Source organism: Micromonospora sp. H33 (genome assembly GCF_052068455.1).
Lineage (GTDB): Bacteria > Actinomycetota > Actinomycetes > Mycobacteriales > Micromonosporaceae > Micromonospora.
In genome coordinates, this window is sequence record NZ_JBQHDE010000007.1 from 178019 (window position 1) to 194702 (window position 16684).

The window sequence follows — 16684 nt, forward strand, 5'->3', positions numbered from 1 at the left end:
TCAGGGCCGACCGGTCTCGGCCGACTGGGTGTTCGAGCGACGCCGGGCGGTCTCCGAGCCCGGTCGCGGGTCCGCGTCGTCCCGCCGGCGCTGCCGAGGTCGCGACGCTGATCGTTGCTCGGTGGCCCCTTCCACGGCTTCGGGGGCCGCGACGGGTGGTGTGGTGCGGCTCGCCGCGGTGTCTACCAGGTCCGGCAAGTCCCGCCCGGGCACCAGCGGCAGCTCTCGCGTCACTGTCGCGATCGGCCCCGGCTCGCCCGCCGGGTCGGCGACTCGGGCCACACGTGCCCGTCCCGTCCCGGTTCGCGGCATCGGTGCCGCGCTGCGGGTCGTTGCCGGCGGCGCGGTGTCGGCCGGCTCCGCGACGGGAACTGGTGCGTCCATGGTCGACGAGGCCTCCGCCCGGCTGGTGGCCGACCGGTCTGGTGTGTTGCGCGACGTTCGGCGCGGTGCGGCTGCCGGCAGGAGCGGGGCGAGCTCCGCGTGCAGCGCCGCCCAGCCGGAGGCGCGGGGCGGGTCGGGCTGAGCCGTGGTCGAGGTGAGCCGGCCTGTGCTTTCGGACCGCTCCAACTGCCGGTCGGTACGGTCCGGCGTCGTTGCCCGGGACCGCTCCGATCCCGGTTGCTCGGCACGGTCTCCCGCCTGCTCGGTGGCGTTCGCCTGCTGCACGGCGTCCCCGGCCGACCCTAGCCGCGCTGAGCCGCCGGAGGCCGCGTCCGTCGCATGGGCTACGGGGGCCGCGTCCGGCGCGGGGGCCGCGTCCGGCGCGGGGGCCGCGTCCGGCGCGGGGGCCGCGTCCGGCGCGGGGGCCGCGGCCGGGAGCGGCTCGGGGGCATGGGCGAGGAGCCGCTCCGGGGTGTCGGCGAGCAGCCGCGCGGCCGAGGCTAGTGCGACTGGGTCGGGTTGACCGTTCCGACGCCACCGCCGGCGGGGGCCGCCCGCCGGCAGGTTCCCGGCCAGCACGCGCGCAGGTGCCAGATCGGCGGCGATCAGCGCGGTGAGCCCGTCGTAGTCCGCCTGCTCAGCCAGCCGTCGGGCGATCTCGTCGAGGTCGTACACCGCCACGGCGATGTCCGCGGTGGTGGCGTCCAGTGCTCGGGTGATCTTGCGGTGTAACACCTTGCTGAGCGCCGCCTGCCGCCGCTCGGCGCGAATCTGCGCGCGTGCCGCGTCGAGCGAGCCGTACAGCCCGAGGCCGGGGTCGGCCTTGGCCAGCGAGCGCGCACGGCGGGTCAGCCACGGGTGACGCAACCAGTGCCCGACCGGTTCGTACGCCGGCGTCGTGGGTGGCAGCTGCTGCCTGGCGCGCAGCCGGTCCCGCCGCTGGTTCTCGGTGTTCATCAGCCACGCCAGATACCCGAGCAGGGACATGCCCGCGTAGAAACCGCCTTCGAGGTGGTTGCTGTGAGCCAGCCAGTTGAAGGCGACCGCGGCGGTGGCGATGCCGGCCGACAGCACGCGCGACAGGAGCGCCCGTTCGCCCAGCCGACGGCGTACGTCGGCGTTCGCGAGCACCACGACGCCGCCCAGCTCCAGCGCCCCAACGGCGGGAAGGGCGACGTACCACGGCATGCCGAGCCGCTCCATCGCCCCGGACACCTGGCCGCCGAGCGCGATCAGCAGCACGACAACGTAGAACCCGGTGCGCAGCACGGCGACGTGCCGCACGGCCTTGGCCAGCTCCGCGTCCCACGCCTCCGGCGGGTTGGCGCCTGGCGCCCCGCCCGTGCCGCCTTGCGCCCCGCCAATGAAGTTTCCGCCGGTCATCCGGGTCGGGTCCGGTTCCTGGAACACGCCGAGCAGGTTCCTCTCTCACTCCGGCCCCGGCCTGACCGGCGCCGCGGCCCGCCCGACCCGGCGGTGCCGCCTGCCGAGTCGTGCCAGAGCCACGCTCCGGCTGCCGCCCGTCGTCCGCCGCATGCTACAGGTTGCCGGCCGAATTGGAGATTTCAGATTCCACGCCGGGTGCATCGGGTCGCCCTCCCGCGCCACACCGCGGTCATCGATGCTCACCCGCCCCCAGCATCCCTCGCACGCGGCCTCGCGGTCGCCATCAGGGGTACTGGTCCGGGTTCCACCGGTCTATGGATGGTGTTGGTGGAACGATGGTAGACGTGGATACTGCGAAAACTTCTATGCCTGCCATCTCGCCGGTTGGTGGCGAGCCGATCAAGCGTGCCGATGCCGAGCGGCTCGCGGGTGTGCTGAAGGCATTCGCCGACCCGGCCCGGCTGCGACTGCTCAGTCTGATCCAGTCCGCTCCGGAGGGCGAGGCGTCCGTAAGTGACCTCACCGCGCCGCTTGGTCTCTCCCAGCCGACCGTGAGTCATCACCTTCGGATCCTCACCGAGGCCGGCCTGCTCGAGCGCGAGAAGCGGGGCGTCTGGGCGTACTACCGCCTGGTGCCGTCCGCGATCGCGGCGATCGCCGACCTGTTGACGCCGCCCCGCAAGCGGGCGACGAAGAAGGCCCGCTGAGCGGCACTATCGAAGGCTGGCGCCGGTTTGGTGACGTGGCTGTAGATGCCCCGCACGCCGGGGAGGCGGTGTCGGAGGCGGCGGCCTTGGGCGACGCGCTGCGGCAGTCGTGAGGATCAGAACGACGTGTCTGACTACCTCCTTCAGCGGCTGTTCGGCTCGAGCGCCAGCAGGTCCTGCGCCTGCACGACGGAGACCGACAGCGTCTTGTAGCCGACATCGTCGAAGAGCACGGTCATCCGGTCGTTCTCGTACCCGAGGACCATGCCTGATCCCCATTTGGCGTGCCGCACGGTGCTGTGGAGTGGGTACGGCCCGCCGTCCGGACGCATCTGCGAGGTGCCGCCGTGGCAGTTGTCGCAGTGCCCGCAGGGATGGGTCATGTGCTCTCCGAAGTAGCCCAGTAGCGACTGCATCCGGCAGCTCCGGCTCTCGGCGAAGCGGCGCATCATGTCGGTGCGGGAACGCTGCCCAGCCTGGTAGCGGCCGTACTCGACCAGTGCCTCTCGAGCCGCCCGATCGGGCAGGGGCGCATGCTGAGCAACGCTCAGTTCACCCCGGGGCCCCGTCGCCACCGCGCCGACCTGCTCAAGCAGAGCGATGTGGCTGGCGACCTTGCGCTGGCTCAGGCCGGTGACCTTTGCCAGCGCGGTGCGCGTAACCGGGCCGCGGTGCAGGACAGCTGCGACCGCTCGCAGCTCTTCCAGGTCAGGTGCGCCGCCGGTGAAGAATCGTTGCAGGGCGATGTCCTCGGCTCGGTAGAGCAGCAACGCCCGGGCCGGCTCACCGTCACGCCCTGCCCGTCCGATCTCCTGCAGGTAGCTGTCCGGGGAGTCGGGAAGCGCCACGTGTGCCACCCACCGGATGTTTCGCTTGTCGATGCCCATGCCGAACGCCGAGGTGGCGACCATGATCGGAACCCGGTCGGCAAGGAAGTCTTCGTGGTGGCGGCGACGCACGCCGGCCGCCATGCCGCCGTGATAGGCCCGCGCTGGAAAACCCGCGTTGGATAGCCGTTCGGCGAGTTCCTCCGCGGCACGCCGAGTCGGCACATACACGATACCGGGCGGGTCGGCCGCCTTGAGCATGGCGAGCAGCTTGCGCCAGCGGTGGTCCTCACTGGGACAGTGTGTCGCCTCGACGAAAAGGTTCGGACGATCCAATCCGGATACGACCAGCTTTGGCTTGCGCAGGCCAAGCCGCGCGGTGATGTCGTCGCGCACCGGCGGCGATGCCGTGGCGGTCAGCGCCACAACTGGCGGGCGGCCCAGGCCGCGGATCAGGTGGCCGATACCGAGGTAGTCAGGGCGGAAATCGTGCCCCCACGACGAGATGCAGTGGGCCTCGTCAACCGCCACCAACGCCGGCTCCAGCGCGCGGATCTCGGCCAGCCGCTCCGGCGAACTGAGCTGTTCCGGCGTGATGAACAGGAACTTCGCGGCGCCCGAACGCAGCTCGGCCAGCGCTGCCACCTGTCTGCTGGGGCTCTCCGCGGAGCTGATCCGCACCGCCCGCAAAGCCGGATCGCGCCGCTCGTTGAGGTTGCTGATCTGGTCCTGCTGCAACGCCAGCAGCGGTGAGATGACGATCGTGGGGCCGCGCAGTAGCGTGGCGGGGACCTGGTACACCGCAGATTTCCCGCCCCCGGTGGGCAGCACGACGAGCGCGTCTCGGCCGGCCAGCAGCGCACGCATCGCGCGCAACTGGGTAGGGCGCAGCTTCTGCCAGCCGAAGTGTCTGCGGGCCGCGCGGCGTAGCCGCAGGGAGCGAAAGATCAGCATCATCGCCGAGCATGCTAACCAATGGCAGAGATGGACCTGATCATCCCGAGGCCTTCGCACGCCTCGTCCTCGGCGGCGCCGTCGGGCCAGGCGCACTCTCGACGCCGATGTGTCAGCGCGGCGGACATCCGGCCACAGAGGGGGCTCGCCCATACCACGCGGCGGGATGACCGGAAATAGGCATTTGCGGGGATGTGGTTCGTCATGATCGAGGCGTGAGTGTCAGGATGCCGAGTCTCGTGCCGCCGATGCTTGCCACGAGCGGTGCCTTACCAGGCGGATCCGGGTGGGGATACGAGTTCAAGTGGGACGGTGTTCGGGCGGTCGCGTACGTCGCCGACGGGGTGCGGCTGCTGAGCCGCAACGACCGCGACGTGACGGGGGCGTATCCCGAACTGGGAGAGCTGGCGCAACTGCTGGCTGGGCGGCGGGCGGTGCTGGACGGAGAGATCGTGGCGCTTGACGCCCAAAGCCGACCCAGTTTCTCGGCATTGCAGCACCGGATGCACGTACGCACACCGTCCGCCGGACTGATCAGCAAGACTCCGGTACGGCTGTACCTGTTCGATCTCCTCCACCTCGACGGCCAGGACACCACGTCGCTGCCGTATGCCGAGCGCCGCGACGCCCTGCAAGAGTTGCAGCTCAGCGGGGACAGCATCGATACCCCGCCCTATTGGACCGGCGACGCCGGCCGGGACCTGGCCACGGCAGCGGCCGACCTCGGCCTCGAAGGGGTCGTCGCCAAGCAACTCCGCTCGCCGTACGAACCTGGCCGCCGCTCACCGGCGTGGGTCAAGGTGCCACTCAACGACACCGTCGAAGTCATCGTGGGCGGCTACAAACCGGGTGCCGGCCGGCGGGCCGGGACCATCGGGTCGCTGCTGCTCGGCATGTACGACCGGCACGACAACTTGACCTACGTCGGGCATGTCGGCACCGGTTTCACCCAAACCGTGCTGCGCGACCTGCAGGAACGCCTGAATTCGCTACGCCGAGCCGACTCGCCGTTCGGCTCTCCCGTGCCGCGCGAACACGCCCGCCATGCCGTCTGGGTCGACCCGGTACTGGTCGGGGACGTCGCCTTCCGAACCTGGACCCCCGACCGCCGCCTGCGCCACCCCTCCTGGAAAGGGCTTCGCAGCGACCGCGAGCCGGCCGAAATCCGGCTCCAGACCTGAACCAGTACATTGATCGGTCGGCTCATGGCCACGACTCCACCGACGGCGCCATTCGACCGCAATCCGCGGAACCGGGCCTGGCTCACGTCGAGCGGGACGGCATCCGGTCGGCACGCGACGGAACGGCGTTGTCGACGTTGAGCAGTCCGGCTTCGACCACGGCCCGGCTCATCGGCCGGGTCAGCTGGGCGAGGCGTGCGCACCCGTCGGCGCCGAGCACCGCGTACGCGGGCGTGGCGAGCCGGTCGGTGGCCGCCTCGATCCACGCGCGCTGCGCCCGTCCGCTGTCGCTCAGGGCCGGCTCGTCGCCCTCGATCAACCCGCGCCCGCGCAGCCGCTCGACCGCGTCAGCCCACTGCTCGCCGTTCCAGCCTCGCGTGCGGCGAAGGAAGCGGACCGGCACCTCGCCGGACGCGGCGTGCAGCACCAGTGCCTCCAACCCGGTCAGACCCGCGAGCACCAGGGCGGCAACGTGCCCGTCGCCGCGGAACTCCCGCAGGACCGTCTGGGCCTGCCAGAGGATCAGGTGCGGCTGCTGCGGCCAGGGCAGCGCGGCGTGGGCGGCGAACAGTGGTCTCCCCTCGGGGTAGGCGGTGGCCGATTCGGCGGCGCGACGGGCCAGCTCGGCGGCCTCGACCATCTCCGGGCCGTGCACCGCGTCGCCGAGCGCGCGGGTCAAGGCCGCGCCGGCGGCCTCGAGCCGAGCGGCCAGCACGGCCGCCGGCGTCGCCCGCTCCCAGGCGGCTGGCAGCACCCGGGCGACGAGGTCCGGGTTGAAGTTGAAGAAGCTGGCGACGACCGGGCCGGGGCCGACCGGTCCAAGGGCAGCTGCCCGAGAGGCGAAGTAGCCGGCCGGCTCCGCGATGCCGAGGGCGGCATACCGCTCGTGCGCCTCGGGTACGAAGTAGATCATCCCGTGCAGGGGCTCGGTCACCCGCCAGGCGCGGCGCACGACGGCCGGATCGAGAGCCGCTGGCTTCTGCCATCTGGGATCCGCCGACACGTCCGCTATATCCGCCATGTCGTTGCCTTCCGTCGAGGACGTTACCGGCCGGTAGGTTCCCATGCCGGCGGCGGCTTGTCACCCGCCAGTCCCGCCCCGCGCCTCGCCGGGCGGCGTTCCGCCTGGGGGCCTACAGTGTGAACGTGTGGGAATCCATTGCCGGGTCGTTGGTGGGCATGATGGCCGCGGCGACGGGAGCTGTCCTGGTGCCGACCCCATCCCCTGCGGTGGACGCCATACCCGTGCTGACCTCGACACCGTTCGGCGCGCTGCCCGGGCAGCAGGTGACCCACACCATCACGGTCTCCGGTCACGGCACCGTCACTGCCGCGCGGGTCACGTTCACCACCACGGTCGATCTGGACGGCGTCACCGCCAGCACCAAACCTGGTCGCTGCACCGTGTCCGCCCGTAGCGTCGTCTGCGACCTGGGTCACCTGCGTCTGGACGCCGGCTCCCCCTCACCGCGGATCACGATCACCGGCAGCGTGCGCCCGGGTGCGCCGCCGGGCACGCTGATCCGCAACCGGGTCACTGTCACCTCGGCGCAGTCCAGTTCGACCGAGGTCACCAGCAACGCGTATCTGCTTCCAGGGTCGACCGCGACGCCCACCGACCAGCCGCAGCAGGAGTTACATCCTGCGGCGACGAGGGCCCAGTCACCTGGCCGGTGGATGGGAACACCTGTTGTCGCGGCGATGGTCGTGGCTGGCGTGGTCACGGTAGGTCTACTACTGACGCGTCGGCGGTTGCGCCGTCGTCACACCCAACCACCGCCCCACCCGCCGGCTGTTGCGGCCGGGCACCGAGAACCGATATAGAGAGCGACCCAGCAGCGAAGAAGGCGGCAGGAGTTCGCGATGACCCGACGAGGGTGCAGGAAGGCGACATTCGCAACCGTGGCCGCGGCGGCGACGCTGATGATGACGTCCCTGTGCCTGGACGTTGGCGCGGACAGCGCTGCAGCGCAGACCTCGGCGCGGGGGCCACTGCCCCTGCCGACCCTGCCCAGCCCTTCCGCGTCAGTGTCGCTGCCCCCGGTGAAACCGCCTCCGGTAGCGCCGTCCCCGATCAAGCCGCCGACCGTGAAGCCACCAACCGCCCCGTCGGCTGCTCCCCCGACCACACGGCCGACACCGCCCGCGGATACCCCGCCGACCACCAGCGGGCCACCGCAGGTGAGCGTCCCGGCGCTCCCCGGCAACGGCGAGCCCATCGTGAGTCCGGGATCAGCCGCGGCAATCATCGATGGTGACCCCGCCGCCGACCTGTATCCCCAGCCGCCGGTGGACCCCGCCGTCACGCCACCAGCGCGTCAGGTCGCCGCGCTCAGCGATGTCCAGCACAGGATCCAGTACCTGAACAACATCATCACTCGCACCCGCACCGACCTGGCCAGGGTGCAGCGTGACCCCGATCCGATGCTGCGACTGCTCATCACACTGACCACCGGCGCGGTCCCGGCTTCCGATCCTGACTTGGCCGCGACCCTCGCCGCGGCCGACTCCGTGGATGCGGTCGATACCGCCACTGGTCGCGCCGCCGCCCTGTCCGCCGCGATCACGTCGGGAAAGACGGAACTCGCCCTCCGCCAGCGGGAGGAGACGAGGCTCCGGCAGGAGATCGACCGCCGCGCACGCCTGGCGACCGCCATCCCGCAACCGGTCAGCACCCCCGCCGCATACGGTGAAGGCCGGCTCAGCCCTCCACTGTCGGGCCGGCTCACCAGCAGGTTCGGCACCCGGTTCGACCCGTACTACCACGTATGGCAACTGCACGCGGGTGTGGATCTCGCCGCGCCGACCGGCACCCCGATCCTCGCGGCCGCAGGCGGACGCGTCACCCGGGCCGGCTGGTACGGCGGCTACGGCAACTACACCTGCATCGATCATGGCAGGGCGGACGGGCAGCGGCTCTCCACCTGCTACGGCCACCAGTCCAGACTCCTTGTGTCGCCCGGTCAGCAGGTCAGGGCGGGCCAGGTAATCGGGCGGGTCGGGTCCACCGGCGCCTCCACCGGCCCCCACCTGCACTTCGAGGTGCGGCTCGGTGGTCGCCCCGTCGACCCGTTGCCCTGGATCTGACCGGCCCGGATCAGCCGACGACCCGGCCACCTCCGGCGATCGGCCCGCGCTCTGGAGGCGGCTCAGGCCAGTCCGCCTCGCGTCTCGGCCTCGTGCCACCCCGACCTCCTCGCATGGCTTGACTGCGGCGTAGCTGTAACAGAAGATGTTACGACAAGGAGGGGTGATGGCGGCGAACAGTCGGTTGACCATCGCGACGCATGTGCTGACGTGGCTGGCGCTGGCGCAGCGCCGCGGTCAGGAGGTGCTGACCTCGGACCAGATCGCGGCCAGCGTCAACACCAACCCCGTGATCATCCGGCGCAGTCTCGGGGACCTGCGGCGGGCCGGCCTGGTGGAGGTTCGCCACGGCGCTGGTGCAGGCTGGAGTCTGGCCCGCGCGCCCGAGGAGATCACCCTGCTCCAGTTATACGACGCGGTCGGTGCGGAGCCGCCGTTCGGCCTGCACCGCACCGAGCCCAATCTGGAGTGTCCGGTCGGCCGAGGCATCCGGCCCGTCCTGGGCGATGTCTACGGTCGGGTCGAGTGGGTCATGCGGCGGGAGTTGGCGGATACGTCTATCGCCGACGTGCTTCGCGAGACGTTGATGAGCTAGTCGACGGTGCGGTAATCGGACGCTGGCCGTGTCGTACTGCGGCCGTTGTTGTAACAAAGATTGTTCCAGCATTGAACGAGGAGTAATTCTGGTGGAAGCCGTACGGTGTCCGGTCGTCGAACTGCGGCAGTACACGCTGTACCCGGGACAGCGCGACGTGCTGATCGACCTGTTCGACCGGGAGTTCGTCGAGACCCAGGAGGCGGCGGGCATGACCGTCCTGGGGCAGTTCCGCGACCTGGACGACCCCGACCGGTTCGTCTGGCTCCGTGGCTTCGAAGACATGCCGCGCCGCGCGGAGGCACTGGGGAGCTTTTACGGCGGGCCGGTCTGGCAGGCGCACCGCGACGAGGCGAACGCGACGATGATCGACTCCGATGATGTACTGCTGCTGCGGCCAGCCTCGGCGCGGGGCGGGTTCCCGGTGCCGGTGGACGCCCGGCCAGCCCCCGGCGAGCCGTCGGTATTCCCGCCATCGCTCGTCCTCGCCACAATCTGGCACGGCGTCGGCCCGTTCGACACTGCGTTCGTTGAGTTCTTCGAGCGGCAAGTCTGGCCGGTGCTCGCCGAGACCGGCGGTGAGCCACTGGCGTATCTGCAGTCGGAACACGCCCCGAACACCTTCCCGGCGCTGCCAGTACGGACCGGCGAGGAGGTCTTCGTGTGGTTCGCGCGGTTCGCCGACGAAGGTCAGTTCGACGAGCATCTGGATCGCCTGCAGCGCTCGGGACGCTGGTCCGAGCAGGTGCTGCCGACCCTCTCAGAGCGGTGGGTCAGGACGTCGCAACGGCTGCGGCTAGCGCCCACCGAGCGGTCACTGCTGCGGTGAGCTCAGGAGGGCTTGGGTGTCTCGCCGGTTCGGTGAGGCGCCGACCTGTACGAGTTCGTACAGCGTCAGCGTCTACCTCATGACCTACATGATGTGGCCGGGGGGGGTTGGGACGACCCTGTTCGGGGAAGTGCCCACCCCGGCCAGGAACCGGCTCGGCAACGCCAGCCCCCCTCAGTGCGGCACCGAGCCAGATTCCGTTACACCCCGGCCGGCTCGTCACGCAGGCGCCTTCTTGCGCCCCGACCGCCAAACGCCGGACGGATGTGCGGTTCGCTGATACGACACGAGAGCGGGCGGGCGTCGTCGGCACCCGCCCGCTCCCGTTGCACGGTCAGCGGAGCAGGAACGTCTGCGTCTGCGGGTTGAGCATCGGCAGGTGGCGGGCACCGGCTGTCCGCGGGGTGCTGAGTCGCAGCACGTCCACCCCACGCGAGATGTCGTTGGCGATGATCAGGCCGTTGTACCAGTAGGTGGACCACTGGTTGGACCGCATGTCGTAGTAGGCGATCTCCTTCGGATTGGCCGGATCGGTCAGGTCGACCACGGAGGTGCCCGAGCCGTACGCCGAGGAGACCAGGATGTTGCGCCCGGCCACCGGCACGTAGTTGAAGTTGTGGTAGGTGCTGGGCTCGTCGCGCGGGATCCGCAGGTGGCTCAGCGGCACGGACGGGTTGTCGACGGCGTACGTCCAGATCGCTCCGAAGGGCTCCTGCGGCGCGCCGAAGTACTCGTCGCCGAAGGTCACGTGCTTTCCGTCATGGGTGAACGCGGCACTGTGCCAGATGTCCACGTCCGGCGTATCGACGTCGGCGGTGACCCGGGGAGCCAGCGGGTTGCTGATGTCCCACAGCTGCCCCTGGGACAGGCACGCCGCGGCGGCCAGGTCGCGGGGGGTGAGCACCTGAATGTCGTGGCAGGCGAAGAAGTCACCGGACGCCCCCGCGAAGAGGTCGACGCCCTTGACCGTCGGTTCGGCGGCCACCGTCGCGGCGAGGCCGGCGGCACGGTCACCGCCCGGCACGTCGATCACCGAGATCCGCTCGAATGGCGCCTGACAGTCCGGCCCGATGTTGCTCGCGCTGAGCGGGTACGACGCGACATAGATGTAGGTGCCGCCGTCCTCCCTGGGTACCAGCGTGTGCGTGTGCGACCCGCAGTCCGTGCGGATCGCCTGGAGGAACTCCGGTGCCGTCGGGTCGCTGACGTCGAAGACGCGTACGCCCTCCCACGCGCCGGGCGTCGTCGCGGTGACGTTGCGCGACCCTTCGCAGCCCGGCGTGCTCTGCGGCGTGTCCACCGAGAGGAACAGCAGATCGCCCCAGACGGAGACGTCGCCCTGGGGGCCGTTGCAGTGCACGTCGGCCAGCTCCACCGGTTCGCCCGGCTCGGAGATGTCGATGATCCGGAAGCCGCCGTAGTGGCCGGCGAAGACGAGGTCGCCGGCGAAGGCCAGGTCGGAGTTGACGCCGCCGGTGTGGCTGGCGGTGGAGAGCAGGTGCATGTTCTGGCTGTAGCCGTCGGCCGGACTACTCGGCGGGGGCGGTGGGACGGACCCGTCGTCCCACGGCTCGTGCGCCTGGGCCGGAGATGAGATCACGGCGAGCAGGATCGCCGTGCCCGCGATGGCGAGTGATCGGATTCGGGAAGGTCTACGCACGGCGCCCCCTCGCGTCGGACGTGTCGCCACGTAGTGCGAGCACGATAGTGAATGTCACAATGTCAAATACCTGCAGCCGTTGCTAGCCCCTGCGGCGAAAACAAACCTGGGCCGACGGCTCCAGTTGGAGCGCCGTCATCGAGCACTTGCAGGCCGACGGGTACCGGGTCACCGCACCCCAGTTCCCGATGACCAGGCTGGCCGATGACGTCGCCCGGCTGCGCCAGGTCCTGGCCCGCCAGAACGGGCCAACCCTCGTTGCCGGGCACTCCTACGGCGGCCAGATCATCACCGCGCTCGGTACCGATACGCCCAACGTCGTTGGCCTGGTCTACATCGCCGGGTTCGGGCTGGATGAGGGCGAGTCGATCGGCGCCCTGCTGGGCCAGGGACCGCCGAGTCCCGCCCTGGCGCATCTCGACGTCGACCAGCACGGCTTCGCCTGGCTGCCCGAGGACGACTTCGTCAACCACTTCGCGGCCGACGTCGACCCGGTCAAGGCCAAGGTCATGTCCGCGGTCCAGCAGCCGTTGCACGGAAGCGCCCTCCAGGAGGTGATGGGCGTCCCGGCCTGGATGTCGCTGCCGTCCTGGTTCCTGGTCGCCGACGGCGACCAGGCGATCCCGCCCGATGCCCAGCGGCAGTTCGCCGCTCGCATGGGCGCCACCACCGTGGAAGTCCCGACCAACCACGTGGCCATGGTCTCCCACCCGGATGAGGTGCTGCAGCTCATCAAAACGGCCGCCGAGGCGGTGCCGGCCACAACCTGGGCGCCCCGGAGTGATCCCTGCCGAGCCAGGTCGAGTCACCGCAGGCCGGCGGCGATGGCGTCGACGAGCAGCGCCCCGACCGTCCGCGCCATGGTGGCCCGTGCCGTCTCCACGTCGAGCCCCATCGCGTCGCGCATCATCAACCAGGCCGACGACGTGGATGCCACCGTGAGGGCGTCCAGCAACTGCTCGCGCCCCCGACCGGCGTTCGCCAACTCCGGACCGAACACGAGCTCGATCTCGCGGCGCGCCCGGACGATGCAGTCCTCGCGGTTGCGCCGCAACTGGGGCGAGAAGGGCTCGCGCAGCGCGGAGGCGCGGGCCGCGGGCGCCAGCAGCTCCAGCATCTGTACGCGCTGGGCGCAGAACTCCGCGATCCGCCGAGTGAGGGGCATGTCCGGCGGTATCGGGCGGAACAGCGCGTCCTCACGCTCGCTGACCCGCTGCCCGGTCGCGGCGAACAGGGTTTCCATGTCCTTGAAGTTGGTCCAGAGGGTGCGTAGCGACACCCCCGCGCGTTCGGCGATGCGTTCTCCGGTGGGCTTGAGGTCTCCCTCGTCGATCAGCGCCAGGTGCGCCTCGACGATGGCGCTGCGGGTGCGTTCGGCTCGCGCCGCTCGCCCATCCACCCGCGCCGGCGCGTCGGCGGCTACCTCGATCATCTGACGGTCCCCTGTCGGTACAGCCGGACGTGCCGGAGAAAACTGCACCGCAAGTGTATCGACGCCGGCCGGCGGACCAACCGGATCGCGGCGCAGGCGGCGCAACACCTACGCGCCGTCTCTCCGTCGGCGGGGCGCTGCGGGAACGTGCGGGCCGCCCCACCTGGGCGGCGCGCAGGACCGGCGACGCTGAGCCTCAGCGTGTGCGCAGCGTCAACGGAACGGGCCGCCACAGCGCCGTGGCGGCCCGTTCCCGATCGCTGCGCCGGCCTGGCGACCGACGGTCGGGGTCAGGATGTCGGAATGGCGTCGGCCGGCGGTGCGACCGGCGGCTCGGGGAACTCCCTGACCTGGTCCTCGCCGTCGTCGGTGATGTAGGTCGGACCGAAGTAGGCCTGCACTCCGTTCTGCACCTTGGTCAGCCGGACGCCGCTGTAGCCGGCGTGGACGAACTTGCTGTACCGGAACGGGGTCAGGCCGGGCCCGCGGAAGCCGCCCTTCTGCACCGCCTCGACCAGCTTCTCGCGGGTGAGGTCCGTGCCGGCGGAGAGCAGCGCCTGCACGAAGGTGTACGCCATGGAGTAGCCGTAGATGGCGTTGCCGTCGAGCGGGTTGGCGGCGTTGTAGTGCTCGTGGATCTTCCGGAACGCCCGGATCCACGGGTCGTTCGCGTCGCCGGCCATCGGCAGGTAGTTGTCGGCGATCATGCCTTCCAGGATCACCTTCTTGTCGCCGAGCTGCTTAGACAGTGTGGTGTAGTCGGCGCCCACGTTGGACACGATCCACTGGGCCTTGAACCCCTGGGCGGCGGCGTGGCCCATGGCGAGCGCGGTGAAGCCGGGAATGGTCGCGGCGATGACCACCTCGCAGCCGGCTGCCTTCAGGGCGCCGATCGCCGGGCCGACCTGCTGGTTCGTGGTGGTGTAGGTCTGCTTGGCCGCCACCGGCCCGAGGATCTTCTCGACGCCGGCGAGGGAGTCGCGCCCGAAGTCGTCGTTCTGCCCGAAGTGGCACACCTTCCGGCTCGGGAACTCCTTCTTCACGAACGTGGCCAGGATCTTGCCTTCCACGGTGTAGTCCGGCTGCCAGCCGAAGGTGGTCGGGTACCTGTCGGGCTGGTTCCAGGTGCGGCTGCCGGAGGAGACGAAGAGGTCCGGCACCTGCTGGGCCTTGACGAACTCCAGCACGTTGGTGTGGGTGGGGGTGCCCAGGCCGCCGAGGAGCGCGAAGACCTGGTCGTCGAGGACGAGCTTGCGGACGACGTTCTCGGTGTTCGCGGGGTTGTAGCCGTCGTCCATCACCTTGTAGACGATCTTCCGGCCGTTCACCCCGCCCTTGCTGTTGACGTGCTCGAAGTACGCCTTGGTGGCGGCGGAGATCCGGGAGTACCCGGGAGCGGCCGGGCCGGTGAGCGGTTGGTGGGTGCCGATCACGATCTCGCTGTCGGTGACGCCCGGGACGTTCTCGGCCGCCCGTTGGGCGTCGTTGGCGCAGGCCGAGGCGCCGACGAGCAGCGCGAGGCCGGTGGCGACCGCGAGGCCGCGACGTGCGATGGAATACATGGTTCTCCTGTCCTGTGCGAGGTGGTGGGGGTGGGTGCAACCGGTGGGTCAGCGGCTCGGGGTTCGTCGCCGGAGCCGCGCGGCCAGCGAGCGGGTGGCGCCCTGCAGGCCGGTGGGAGCCACGATCATGACGACGATGAGGATCAGCCCGAACACGGCGAGGGCGAGGTTGCCCTCCAGCCGCTGGGCCAGGTCCGAGGGCAGGGTGAAGGTCTCGGTGATCAGGCTCGGCAGGTCCTGCAGCGTCACCAGCAGGATCGCCCCCCAGACCGCGCCGGCGAGGCTGCCCAGGCCGCCGATCACGATGGCCATCAGCAGGAACAGCGAGAGGTCGAGCGCGAACTTGCCCGGGGCGACGGTCGCCGTCAGCACGGCGTACACGCCGCCGCCGAGGCCGGCGCAGGCGGCGCTCACCACGAAGGCGAGCACCTGACTACGGGCGACGTGGATACCGGAGAGCCGGGCGGCCACCTCGTCGTCGCGGACGGCCCGCAGCGAGCGGCCGAACCGGCTGCGCACCAGGTTCGCCATGAGCAGCATCGTCAGCAACGCGGCGACCAGCGCGATCCAGGCCAGCCAGCGCTCGGGCTGGAAGTACGCGCCGAGGAACGCCGGCGGTGTCTCCGTCGGGAAGCGCAACCCCTGCTCCCCATTGAAGACCTCGGTGAAGATCGTCGTGATCGCCGGGACCAGCGTCGCGACGGCGAGCGTGACACCGGCCAGGTAGGGCCCGCGCAGCCGGGCGGCGGCCAGCCCGATGACCAGGCCCACCACCGCGGTCACCGCGACGGCGAGCAGCAGCGACAGCGGCAGGATCCACCGGCCCTGCACCGCCCGCTCGCCGAAGGCCTGCTGGGTCAGGGCCACGGTGTACGCGCCGGTCGCCATCAGCGCCCCGTGCCCGAGGGAGAGCTGGCCGTTGAGCCCGACCAGCACGGTGAAGCCGGCGGTCACGCAGAGGAACGCGCAGACCCGGGCCACCTGGAGGTTCTGGTACGGCTCGAGCTGGTTGGTCACGAGCACGACCATGGTGCCCGCGAGCACGGCCGGGATCAGGTGGCGCAGCAGGGTGGAGCCACCTGTGGCGGGGTTGCCCGGCGGGCGGGGCAGCAACCGGCGTAGCGGCGACGGTCGGGTGGGCTGCGGATCTGCTGTGGACGGTCCGGTCCGGATGGCGGTCACACGTGCCTCGCTTTCACGCTGGAGAAGAGGCCACCGGGGCGGACCAGGAGGACCGCCAGCAGCAGGACGAGGACGGCCAGCGGTGTGGTGTCGGGGCCGAGGTAGCCGGTGACGTAGGACAGGATCAGGCCGACGAGCAGCCCGCCGACCACGGCTCCGGCCGGACTGTCCAGGCCCCCGACCACGGCGGCGGTGAACGCGACGACGAAGACCATGTCCATCGCGTGCGGGTGCAGTCCCAGCCCGGTGGGGATGACCAGCATCCCGGCGAGGGCGCCGACCGCGGCGGCCAGGGCCCAGCCGACCGTGAGCATGCGACCGACGTTGACGCCGAGCAGGCGGGACACCTCGGGTGCGAAGGCGGACGCCCGCATCCGCAGGCCGATCGACGTCCGGGTGAACAGCAGCGCGAGCAGCACCACGACCACCATGACGGCGCCGAACACCCACAGGTCGTACGGGGAGACGGCGGCGATCCCGCCGACCGAGAGGGCGTCGGTGTCGAACGGTACGGTCGCCGGCCGGTACTCGTTGCCGAAGACCATGCCGAGCACCGCTTGGATCAGCAGCACCAGGCCGAGGGCGACGATGACCTCGCCCAGCGGATTGGCGTGGCCGACGAAGCGCATCAGCACCCGTTCCACGAGCGCACCCAGGGCCAGACCGGCCAGGACGGCCACGCCGAGGCCCAGCCAGTACGAGCCGGTCGCGGAGACGACGGCGTAGCCGACGTAGGCCGTGGCGACCGCCATCGCACCCTGCGCGAAGTTGACCAGGCGTGCCGCCCGCCAGATGAGCACCAGGGCGAGGGCGAACGCCGCGTAGACGGCGCCGGTGGACAGGCCGTCGAAGGTGAGGAACAAGAACCGGTCCAACCGGGGGATCCTTCCTGAGGAGG

At 70.7% G+C, this 16684-nt stretch carries 14 protein-coding genes and 1 pseudogene; 7 read left to right on the forward strand and 8 right to left on the reverse strand.

Features of this window, described 5'->3' with window-relative positions; translation table 11 throughout:
* Window positions 1–1794: a hypothetical protein gene (locus ACTMS0_RS17965; RefSeq protein ID WP_441156360.1), complete on the reverse strand. Its 1794-nt coding sequence runs from the start codon at window positions 1792–1794 to the stop codon at window positions 1–3.
* Between the two features lie 341 nt (window positions 1795–2135).
* Between ACTMS0_RS17965 and ACTMS0_RS17970 the strand changes: the two genes are divergently transcribed.
* Window positions 2136–2477: an ArsR/SmtB family transcription factor gene (locus ACTMS0_RS17970; protein WP_441156361.1), complete on the forward strand. Its 342-nt coding sequence runs from the start codon at window positions 2136–2138 to the stop codon at window positions 2475–2477.
* A 143-nt stretch (window positions 2478–2620) separates the two neighbouring features.
* On the opposite strand, the gene ACTMS0_RS17975 is transcribed toward ACTMS0_RS17970, so the two are convergent.
* Complete coding sequence (locus ACTMS0_RS17975) at window positions 2621–4261, reverse strand: RecQ family ATP-dependent DNA helicase (RefSeq protein WP_441156362.1); 1641 nt, start codon at window positions 4259–4261, stop codon at window positions 2621–2623.
* A 212-nt stretch (window positions 4262–4473) separates the two neighbouring features.
* On the opposite strand from ACTMS0_RS17975, the gene ligD reads away from it, so the two are divergent.
* Window positions 4474–5439: a non-homologous end-joining DNA ligase gene (ligD, locus tag ACTMS0_RS17980; RefSeq protein ID WP_441156363.1), complete on the forward strand. Its 966-nt coding sequence runs from the start codon at window positions 4474–4476 to the stop codon at window positions 5437–5439.
* 82 nt (window positions 5440–5521) lie between these two features.
* On the opposite strand, the gene ACTMS0_RS17985 is transcribed toward ligD, so the two are convergent.
* Window positions 5522–6460 (reverse strand): SCO6745 family protein, encoded by a 939-nt coding sequence (locus ACTMS0_RS17985; RefSeq protein WP_441156364.1) that lies wholly within the window; start codon window positions 6458–6460, stop codon window positions 5522–5524.
* Window positions 6461–6585: 125 nt separating this feature from the next.
* On the opposite strand from ACTMS0_RS17985, the gene ACTMS0_RS17990 reads away from it, so the two are divergent.
* From ACTMS0_RS17990 to ACTMS0_RS18005, 4 genes are all read left to right on the forward strand, one after another.
* Entirely contained in the window at window positions 6586–7263 is a 678-nt protein-coding gene (locus tag ACTMS0_RS17990; protein ID WP_441156365.1) for a hypothetical protein, read from the forward strand.
* A 357-nt stretch (window positions 7264–7620) separates the two neighbouring features.
* Window positions 7621–8526: a M23 family metallopeptidase gene (locus ACTMS0_RS17995; RefSeq protein ID WP_441156366.1), complete on the forward strand. Its 906-nt coding sequence runs from the start codon at window positions 7621–7623 to the stop codon at window positions 8524–8526.
* 166 nt (window positions 8527–8692) lie between these two features.
* Window positions 8693–9121 (forward strand): Rrf2 family transcriptional regulator, encoded by a 429-nt coding sequence (locus ACTMS0_RS18000; protein ID WP_441156367.1) that lies wholly within the window; start codon window positions 8693–8695, stop codon window positions 9119–9121.
* Window positions 9122–9212: 91 nt separating this feature from the next.
* Window positions 9213–9950: an NIPSNAP family protein gene (locus ACTMS0_RS18005; protein ID WP_441156368.1), complete on the forward strand. Its 738-nt coding sequence runs from the start codon at window positions 9213–9215 to the stop codon at window positions 9948–9950.
* Window positions 9951–10284: 334 nt separating this feature from the next.
* Here ACTMS0_RS18005 and ACTMS0_RS18010 read toward each other — a convergent pair whose 3' ends face one another.
* A complete protein-coding gene (locus ACTMS0_RS18010; protein WP_441156369.1) occupies window positions 10285–11550 on the reverse strand; it encodes an LVIVD repeat-containing protein in 1266 nt (421 codons plus the stop codon).
* A gap of 206 nt (window positions 11551–11756) precedes the next feature.
* Here ACTMS0_RS18010 and ACTMS0_RS18015 point away from each other — a divergent pair.
* Window positions 11757–12278, forward strand: a pseudogene (locus tag ACTMS0_RS18015) (alpha/beta hydrolase); the annotation flags it as partial.
* 137 nt (window positions 12279–12415) lie between these two features.
* On the opposite strand, the gene ACTMS0_RS18020 reads toward ACTMS0_RS18015, so the two are convergent.
* From ACTMS0_RS18020 to ACTMS0_RS18035, 4 genes are all read right to left on the reverse strand, one after another.
* Entirely contained in the window at window positions 12416–13042 is a 627-nt protein-coding gene (locus tag ACTMS0_RS18020; RefSeq protein WP_441156370.1) for a TetR/AcrR family transcriptional regulator, read from the reverse strand.
* A gap of 290 nt (window positions 13043–13332) precedes the next feature.
* Window positions 13333–14604 (reverse strand): ABC transporter substrate-binding protein, encoded by a 1272-nt coding sequence (locus tag ACTMS0_RS18025; protein WP_441156371.1) that lies wholly within the window; start codon window positions 14602–14604, stop codon window positions 13333–13335.
* A gap of 48 nt (window positions 14605–14652) precedes the next feature.
* The gene (locus tag ACTMS0_RS18030) at window positions 14653–15786 is read right to left on the reverse strand and encodes a branched-chain amino acid ABC transporter permease (RefSeq protein WP_441156372.1); all 1134 of its coding nucleotides are present in this window, start codon (window positions 15784–15786) and stop codon (window positions 14653–14655) included.
* Window positions 15783–16661, reverse strand: coding sequence for a branched-chain amino acid ABC transporter permease (locus ACTMS0_RS18035; protein WP_441156373.1), 879 nt, complete (start codon window positions 16659–16661; stop codon window positions 15783–15785). Before ACTMS0_RS18035 ends, ACTMS0_RS18030 begins: the two co-directional genes overlap by 4 nt.
* Between the last annotated feature and the right edge of the window lie 23 nt (window positions 16662–16684).

Coding starts and splice junctions, on each gene's coding strand:
- ACTMS0_RS17970 (WP_441156361.1), top strand. CDS start 2,136: ATGCCTGCCATCTCGCCGGTTGGTGGCGAGCCGATCAAGCGTGCCGAT.
- ACTMS0_RS17975 (WP_441156362.1), bottom strand. CDS start 4,261: ATGATGCTGATCTTTCGCTCCCTGCGGCTACGCCGCGCGGCCCGCAGA.
- ACTMS0_RS17985 (WP_441156364.1), bottom strand. CDS start 6,460: ATGGCGGATATAGCGGACGTGTCGGCGGATCCCAGATGGCAGAAGCCA.
- ACTMS0_RS18000 (WP_441156367.1), top strand. CDS start 8,693: ATGGCGGCGAACAGTCGGTTGACCATCGCGACGCATGTGCTGACGTGG.
- ACTMS0_RS18020 (WP_441156370.1), bottom strand. CDS start 13,042: ATGATCGAGGTAGCCGCCGACGCGCCGGCGCGGGTGGATGGGCGAGCG.
- ACTMS0_RS18025 (WP_441156371.1), bottom strand. CDS start 14,604: ATGTATTCCATCGCACGTCGCGGCCTCGCGGTCGCCACCGGCCTCGCG.